This window comes from Polyangium sp. 15x6 (assembly GCF_029960785.1).
Lineage (GTDB): Bacteria > Myxococcota_A > Polyangia > Polyangiales > Polyangiaceae > Polyangium.
On sequence record NZ_JASBQE010000069.1, the window covers coordinates 58381 to 66034 of the forward strand.

The following is a 7654-nucleotide window of genomic DNA, read 5'->3' on the forward strand; positions in this document are numbered from 1 at the left end:
ACCCGACACGCCACGCTCGGCGCCAAGGTGAATTGATGAGACACTCGATCGACGAGCTGCTCGCGGTCGTCTACCACCATCACCCGCGCGGTCTCAGCGTCGACGATCCTGGATACGCATCGAGCGAGGACCTGGCCCGCCTCTCGGAAGCACGCCGCCAAGCAGGCAGAAACGCAGAGCCCTGGCGTGCCATGTTGCGCAGGCTCCGCGAGCAATTCCCGGAGATCACCGTCCAGAACCGCTCTCTCGACCTGCCCGCCGGCGGAGCAGGCGACGCCTCGTATTCCGGAGCGCTGCATCTGCCGCCCAGCGAGGGCGAGCACGTGCACACCCTCGGTTTCCTGGTGAGCTTCCTGGTCCCCTATTACGTCGTCTACAGCTCGCGACTCGTCGACATTCCTGAGCAGGAAGGGACGAGCCCACCTCCTTGCCTGCGCTTCCACTTCGAGCACGACACCAGCATCGTCCTCCCTCCCGATCCGAGCCTCCCTGACGGCGGGCTCGACACGGGGCAGCAGGAGCCGCGGCGCCGGGACATCATCGCGTTCGACTTCACTTCTGCCGAGCAGCCTTACGCCGCGTCGATCGCCCGAGAGATCGAGTCGACCTTCGGCCACGAGCGCATGCCCCCAAACATCGGCGCCACCATCGTTCCCGACGTGTCCACCGGGCTCCGACGATTCGGCGAGGCCACCCTCTACGATTGCCTGTTCGCCGAGCATTGGTGAGCCCTTCATCGCACGCCGTCTCGACCAGCGCGCCTCTCCCGCAGCGACACGCCCTCGGCGAGCGCCCCGCCGCGCCCCTCGCGGCTCGCAATCTCCCCGCCGCCGCACCCGCCGCGCCCTTCTCCACCCGCGACCCCTCCGCCGTCGCCGCCAGCGCGCCTCCATCAAACCCGAGCCCCTGTCCCCTCCCGCCCCCTCCGCGCCTCACCGACGACACCTTCCTTGCCTTGCCACCCGCCGCGCCTTTGCCCGCCTGAAACCCAAGTCCCGGCCCTCCCGTCACGCCTTCCCCCACCGCCCCAGCACTCCCCAAACGTACGCCAGCTCCCCTGTTTCAGCCTAAAACCCGTACCCCGCCTCTCATCTCGCTCCCTCCTTCCGCCCGCTCTGCACGAAACCTGTTCCTCTGCCCACCCAACCCGTGTTACACAGGCCACCTTCTCCTGGGAGGTTCCATGAGCAAAGTCTCCAAGATGGTTGCCGATCGTGCAGCCATCGCCCGCGCCGTGCAGAGCGCGGCCACCGTGCACGGCCCGGAGGCCGCCGCGGATCTCGAAGCGCTCCTCTTCCCCAAAGGCGCTCCCGAAAAGGTCACCGTCGCCGATTTCCTCGCGGCCCTCGGCGAGACGCTCGGCCGTTACGTCGCATCGCTCGAAGCCGCCGATCGCGCCCACGCCGCCGAGCTCGCCGACGACGATGGTTATCGCGCCGCGCGCGACGAGCGCGGCGCCGAGCTGAAAAATGTTTATTCCTCCCTGCGCGAGCTCGTGACCCGCAGCTATGGCCCCGCCGTCGCCGATGCCTATGGGCTCGGCAGCGCCCTCCCCGAGGATCCGCAGCACCTCCTCGGCCTCGCCGGCCAGGCCGAAAAACTCCTGCGCGAACGCCCCCTGACCGAGCAGCCCAAGATCAAGAGCCTGACGCTCTCCCCGATCGCCGCCGCCGACGACCTCGCGGTCGCCATGGCCGCGCTCCGCTCCGCCCTCCAGGACGTCGAGCGCGAAAAGCGCGAGGCACAGCTCACGCAAAATGCAAAAGACGAGCTCATGACTCGCTGGGGAAGCGTTTATCCCGGCGTCGCGGACACCCTGGCCGGCCTCTTCACGCTGGCCCGGCGTCCCGCGCTCGCCGACCGCGTGCGCCCCACCGCCCGCCGCCGCGCCGGGCTCCCCGAGGCCGAGGACACGGCCGCCCCGGCGCAGCCGCCCGCGCCGGCTTCCGATACCTGATTCGACCCCGCGCGCGCCGACGCGCGAGGCCCCGCGAAGGTCACCCCGAAGGGGATCGCCCCCGCCCGCCGCTCGCGACGCGCGCGAGCGGCGGACGGGGGGCGTAAAGGTGGGGCGCAGGAATCAGGGTTCGTCGATATCGAAGCTCGCCGGCACGAGGGAGAAGGCCCCGCTGGTGCTCGCGCCGCCGATGTACTTGTGGCCATCGATCACCCGCGGGCTGATCGACATCGCCGCGGAAATCGTGGCGATGTTGCATTTGCCCATGAGGTCGCGCAGCTTCGCGAACGACTGGCTGAACAGCGGGGTCGCCGGGTCGAAGGCGCCGCTCTGCTGGGCGATTTGCTTCCCGCCGACGTACACCACGAGTCTGTAGCTCGCCGTGGTCAGGCCGTCGTAACCCGCCTCGAAATCGAGCTTCACCGGATCGTCCTTGCTCACGTACTGGTAGACGCCGCACGCCGAGGTCAAGGGCTGCCCATTGACCAGGAAGCTCAGGAACTTCACGCGGCAAGGCGCATTCTCGATGAAGATCTTCCGCGAGAAGACCCCCACGACGACGCCGCTCGCGTCGAGCAGCGAGATCTCGAGCGTGTGCAGGCCGTTCGGCAGGCTCGTCGTATTGAGGAGCGCGCCGATGTGCGCGTTGTACCAGAGATCGCCCGGCACGCGAACCGGATAGCAACCCGTCCGCGAGCCCACCGTCTCCGCCGCGACCGCTTTCGGCTCGAAACGCTGGAGCGACGAGCTCCATTTGAGGTCGGTGAAGCCGGCCGTGATCTGACGGGTCACGCCGTCCTTGATGAACCGGACCTGGAAGTAGCGATGGCCGTCCTGATAGGCCTTCGCGTGGTTCAGCATGAACTGCAACGTTCCGCCGAAGGGCACGTCCGCGACCTTGAAGAAATACCCGCCGAGGTCCATCGTATTCGCGAGGCCGCTCTTCTCCCCGCTCTGGATGATGGACTGGAACGGGACGAACCCGATGCCGAGCGGCACGTCGAGGCCGATGGGCAATCCGGTATTGAGATCGCCGATGCCGACGCTGCTCGTCATGACAATCCGCGTGGACGTGATGACCTCGACGCTGCGGGGCTCTCCGGCGGTCGTGACGCCTTCGAGCAGGTCTTGCACATCCGTCGGATCGGCGAGGGAAATCCGGATCAGCTTGTTGCCATTCGCGGGCACGGCCGCGTCCTCGCCCACGGAGACGAGAAGAGCGCTCTGCTCCTCGTCGGCCCACGAAAGCGAGCCCACGGGGCCGCTCAGCGAAACCACGGGGTTTGTATCGTATTCGACCTTCATTTCGACGAGATTCAGCCGGCCCGTGTAGATCGCGTTGTTGTCGCTGCGGCTGAAGTAGACGCGGGAACTCCCCGCCTCCTTCTTGAGCGCGACGCCCTGGATACCGCTCAGGGGGGCGTGCTCGAGTAGATTGAAGACGTTGCCTGCATTGTTGATGTCGGAATCGACGGCCACGAGGGTGCTCCCATCCGCGACGAGGAGCATGCGGCTATCCGGCTCGAACACCATCTGCTGCGGGGAAGCGAGGCCTTCCGCGATGGTGAAGGGCGAGGACCCGAAGGCGGGTTTCGCCGTGTTGGTGGAGGAGGCGACGTACACGCAACCTTCACCGAAGCTGTTCTGGCCGCACACATAGGCGGTGGTTTCGGACGAGGTGGACGTCAGGATCAAGTCCGTCGGCGAGCCGAAGCCGCTGCCGAGCTCGACCGGATCGTTCTTCGTCCGGTACGTCGTCCAGTCCATCACGGTATTGCCCATACCGTCTTTGTAGATACGGACCTTGGCGAAATTCCCTTCGCTGGTCTTGACGGCATAGACGTTCCCCGTGGTGGAGGTGCCCGGCTCGGCGAGCGCGGTGTCGTTGATCGTCATCTGCGAGAGCATATCGGGCGAGATGCCCGCGAAGCCCTCGGAAGGCAGGGTCGTGATCAAGGCGATCCGGGCGGATCCGATCGCCTGGAGGGCGCCGTTCGGGAAGGCGATGGTATTGCTCCACCGCACGTCGAAGCCCTCCGCGCGCACGTCGAGGTGATGGGTGGTGCTCTTGGTGATTCGCTTCGAGCCCTCGGCATCGACCTCCGAGGGCGTGACGCGCACGCGGCTCAGCTTGCCGTCGTCGCTGACGAAATGAACGTAGGGAAGTCGCGGATCGTAGAAGGTGCCACGGGCGCCGGAGAGCGCCTTGATGGGATCATACGTTGCCATGCAATCGCTCCTTTCGAGCTGCAAGGACGAGCGCGCCCGAGGAGCCCCTGAAACAGGCCCCCGCGCGCCCGCCCTCGGCACGCCACCTGCCGGAAGGGCCGACAGGCGAATTACGTGCAAGGCTGATTGTGCATTGCACGGGCGTCGATTGCAATACGTGCACGGGCCCGAGAATGTCCTAGCCTCCGCATTAAAATCCCCTGCCATCACCGCAATCGGGTCAGCTTTCTCCCATTCCGCGCGCCCCCGCGTCCTCCCCAATACATCCAAGCCGCGTCGATGTGAACAATCGTCCCAACTCCCACGCTCGGATATTTCTCGCCCGCAGAATGACGCGATTCGAGCGTGGGAAGCGCGCAGCGCATGCCGCGCGTGGTGCCTGGTAGGTGTCGAGACCAGCCGTGTGGTAGAGTCGCCCCGATGATCGACTCGTTTCGTCTTGCGGCTCTCGCGGGCGTCGCGCTCGTGATGGCCGCTTGCATGCCGGCCGCGGCGCTCTCCGTCTCGCAACTTTCGTCATCCTCGAGCTCGCGTGGTTCGTCGCCGGCGACGCCGGCCGCTCCCGAGCGGACATTCGACGCGAAGCTCTCGGGCTACGCATATCCGTTCGAGGTCAAGACCTTCCCCGTGGCGTACCGCGGGCGCTGGCTCGCGATGCGCTACATGGACGTGAGCCCCGCTCGTCCCAACGGCTCCACGGTGGTGCTCCTGCACGGCAAGAACTTCGTCTCCGCGTACTGGGAGCCCACGATGCGAGCGTTGCTCGACGAGGGGTACCGCGTCGTGGCGCCCGATCAAATCGGGTTCGGCAAGTCCTCGAAGCCGGCCGATTATCCATTCATCTTCCAGGAGCTCGCGAGGAACACACATGCGCTGCTCGAATCCATCGGCGTGCCTCGCGCGTTCGTCGTCGGCCATTCCATGGGCGGCATGCTCGCCACGCGCTACGCGCTCATGTTCCCGGCAGCGACGGCGGGCCTCGCGCTCGTGAATCCGATCGGCCTCGAGGACTGGAAGACGGTGGTGCCGTACAAGCCCGTCGGGCAGGCCTTCGCGGACGAGTTCGCGCAGACGCCCGAGAAGATCCGCGAATACATGCGGACGAGCTACTTCGCGGGCGCGTGGGAGCCGAGCTACGAAAAGCTCCTCGAGCCCATCGCAGGCTTCACGCGCTCCCCCGACTACCGGACGGTCGCGTGGTGCTCGGCGGCGACGTTCGAGATGATCTTCACGCAGCCCGTGGTCTACGAATTCCCGCGCATCCGCGTGCCCACGCTGCTCGTCATCGGCCAGCGAGATCGCACCGCGATCGGCAAGGCGTGGGCGCCGAAGGAGCTCGCGTCCTCGCTCGGGAACTATCCCGAGCTCGGGCGCGCCGCGCAGCGCGCGATCCCAGGCTCGAAGCTCGTCGAGATCGAGGAGGCCGGACACCTCCCCCAGGTGGAGACGTTCGACGTCTACCGGAGCGCGCTCGTCGGGTTCTTGAGGAGCGTGCCGCCGTCGCCGTGAGGCTGCCGCGCGCCCTTCAGACCGCCGAGAACAATTTGGCGAGATCCTGCCGCCGGAACGCGTCGATCACGTAATCCACGAAAGCGCGCGTCTTCGCCGGGAGCTGTCTGTGACCGGCGTAGTAGAGCGAAATGGGACCAATGTCGGCGTGCCACGCTGGCAGGACCCGCACGAGGGTTCCGTTCCGCAGATACGGCAGCGCATCCATCACCGTGACGAACGTGATACCGAAGCCCATCAAGGCGCACTGGACGAGCGCATCCGGGTCGCTGAGAATGATGCGCGGCGGTATCTCTGCGAAGACCTGCTCGCCCGCGCGATTGCGCAGGAGCCACGCGCGGATGCGCCCGGTTCCGGGTGGACGCAAGAGGATCCCGTCATGGTGCCGGAGGTCCGCGGGCTCCTCGGGTGGTGTGCGATCGGCCAGATAGGAAGGAGAAGCCACGGCAATGATGTGCGCCCTGGCCAGCTCGCGCGCGGCCAAGCCCGAAGGAAGCTCGAATCCACCGCCGATGGCGGCGTCGAACCCCTCGTTGATGAGGTCCACCGGTCGATTGTCGAGATGCCAGTCCGGAACGATACCTGGATACCGCGTGAGAAAATCCTTCAGCATGGGCACGAGATAACCGCGCCCGAGCCCGGGGGACATGCTGACCTTGAGGACGCCGGACGGCTGGCCGGCGGCCAGGGACACGTTGGCGAGGGCCGCCTGCAGCGTGTCGAGGCCGTCCGTGACCTCACGCAGGAAGCGCTCGCCCGCCTCGGTCAACGTCAGCCCTCGGGTGCTGCGCTGGAACAGGCGCACGCCGAGCTTCGCCTCGAGCCGCGCGACGTTTTGGCTGACCGCCGCGGGCGATAACCCCAATCGGCGCGCAGCCGCCGAGAAGCTCGAGGCCTGCGCGCTGCGGACGAACGACTCCAGCGTGATCAACGTCTCCATCGCCGCCGATGCTACTCCGGCGTCGTGGTCGCCTTAAACATCTTCTTGAAACAGATTCCGCGAAGTCGCTCTACCGCGAGAGGACGTCGGCCTGCATGGTCCGCCTCGAACAGCGACCCGCCGCCGCCAGCGCCGGGTCCACGAGCATTCGACCCTTCTCGCCGTGGAGATCGACATGAACGCCCCCCAGAACCCGAAGGCCGGCCTCGGAGCCCTGCTCACGCCCGACAACTGCGCGCTGATCCTCATCGATCATCAGCCTTTCCAGTTCGCCGGTCTGCGCAGCCACGATACCCAGTCCATCATCAACAACGTCGTGGGCCTGGCCAAGACGGCGAAGACGTTCGGCGTGCCGACGCTCTTGACCACGGTCGTCGAGGAGCGCGGCGGATACATCATCCCGCAGCTCCAGGCCGTCTTCCCCGAGCAAAAGCCCATCGACCGCACCTTCATCAATACCTGGGAGGACGCGCGCGTCGTCGAATGGGTAAAGAAGACCGGCAAGAAAAAGATCGTCATGGCCGCGCTGTGGACCGAGATCTGCCTCGCATTTCCGGTCATTCACGCGCTCGGCGAAGGCTACGAGGTCTACATCGTGACCGACGCCTCGGGCGGCGTGTCCGTCGAGGCGCACGAGGTGGCCATTCAGCGCATGATCCAGGCCGGCGCCGTGCCCCTCACCTGGACGGTATTCGGCTCCGAGCTGCAGCGCGATTGGGCCCGCACAAACACGCTCTCCGACATGGCAAAGCTCCTGCTCGAGCACATGGGCAACGTCGGCACGAGCTACACATGGGAGCAGCAGCTCCTCGCCACGCCGCCCCCGGGGAAGTGAATCTCCCATCTGGGGGGCGCTGCGCTGGGGCGTTGCCCCAGGCCCCACCAGGGGCTGTCCGCCCCTGGACCCGGACCAGCGCAAGCGCTGGACCCGGGGTCGATGAACTGCGCGATGCGCAGTTCATCGAACAGGCCGAAGAAGGACCCCTGCCAAGCAAGACCGCCGCGCTGACCTTTTGATC

Annotated in this window: 6 protein-coding genes; 4 read left to right on the forward strand and 2 right to left on the reverse strand. The window is 66.6% G+C overall.

All coding sequences use genetic code 11. The features are described from left to right. Window positions 1-35: 35 nt before the first annotated feature. Together QHF83_RS36550 and QHF83_RS36555 are read left to right on the forward strand one after the other, a co-directional pair. Window positions 36-728, forward strand: a complete 693-nt coding sequence (locus tag QHF83_RS36550) for a hypothetical protein (protein ID WP_282422669.1) — start codon at window positions 36-38, stop codon at window positions 726-728. A gap of 455 nt (window positions 729-1183) precedes the next feature. Further along, a complete protein-coding gene (locus QHF83_RS36555) occupies window positions 1184-1957 on the forward strand; it encodes a hypothetical protein (RefSeq protein WP_282422670.1) in 774 nt (257 codons plus the stop codon). Window positions 1958-2080: 123 nt separating this feature from the next. On the opposite strand, the gene QHF83_RS36560 is transcribed toward QHF83_RS36555, so the two are convergent. After that, window positions 2081-4186, reverse strand: coding sequence for a hypothetical protein (locus QHF83_RS36560; RefSeq protein ID WP_282422671.1), 2106 nt, complete (start codon window positions 4184-4186; stop codon window positions 2081-2083). 420 nt (window positions 4187-4606) lie between these two features. On the opposite strand from QHF83_RS36560, the gene QHF83_RS36565 reads away from it, so the two are divergent. Then, window positions 4607-5695 (forward strand): alpha/beta hydrolase, encoded by a 1089-nt coding sequence (locus tag QHF83_RS36565; RefSeq protein WP_282422672.1) that lies wholly within the window; start codon window positions 4607-4609, stop codon window positions 5693-5695. Between the two features lie 16 nt (window positions 5696-5711). Here QHF83_RS36565 and QHF83_RS36570 read toward each other — a convergent pair whose 3' ends face one another. Continuing rightward, on the reverse strand, window positions 5712-6635 hold the full coding sequence (locus tag QHF83_RS36570) for a LysR family transcriptional regulator (RefSeq protein ID WP_282422673.1): 924 nt from the start codon (window positions 6633-6635) through the stop codon (window positions 5712-5714). A gap of 175 nt (window positions 6636-6810) precedes the next feature. Here QHF83_RS36570 and QHF83_RS36575 point away from each other — a divergent pair, with 175 nt between their 5' ends. Next, entirely contained in the window at window positions 6811-7470 is a 660-nt protein-coding gene (locus QHF83_RS36575; RefSeq protein ID WP_282422674.1) for a hydrolase, read from the forward strand. The last annotated feature ends 184 nt before the right edge of the window (window positions 7471-7654 follow it).

Coding starts and splice junctions, on each gene's coding strand:
- QHF83_RS36550 (WP_282422669.1), top strand. CDS start 36: ATGAGACACTCGATCGACGAGCTGCTCGCGGTCGTCTACCACCATCAC.
- QHF83_RS36555 (WP_282422670.1), top strand. CDS start 1,184: ATGAGCAAAGTCTCCAAGATGGTTGCCGATCGTGCAGCCATCGCCCGC.
- QHF83_RS36560 (WP_282422671.1), bottom strand. CDS start 4,186: ATGGCAACGTATGATCCCATCAAGGCGCTCTCCGGCGCCCGTGGCACC.
- QHF83_RS36565 (WP_282422672.1), top strand. CDS start 4,607: ATGATCGACTCGTTTCGTCTTGCGGCTCTCGCGGGCGTCGCGCTCGTG.
- QHF83_RS36570 (WP_282422673.1), bottom strand. CDS start 6,635: ATGGAGACGTTGATCACGCTGGAGTCGTTCGTCCGCAGCGCGCAGGCC.
- QHF83_RS36575 (WP_282422674.1), top strand. CDS start 6,811: ATGAACGCCCCCCAGAACCCGAAGGCCGGCCTCGGAGCCCTGCTCACG.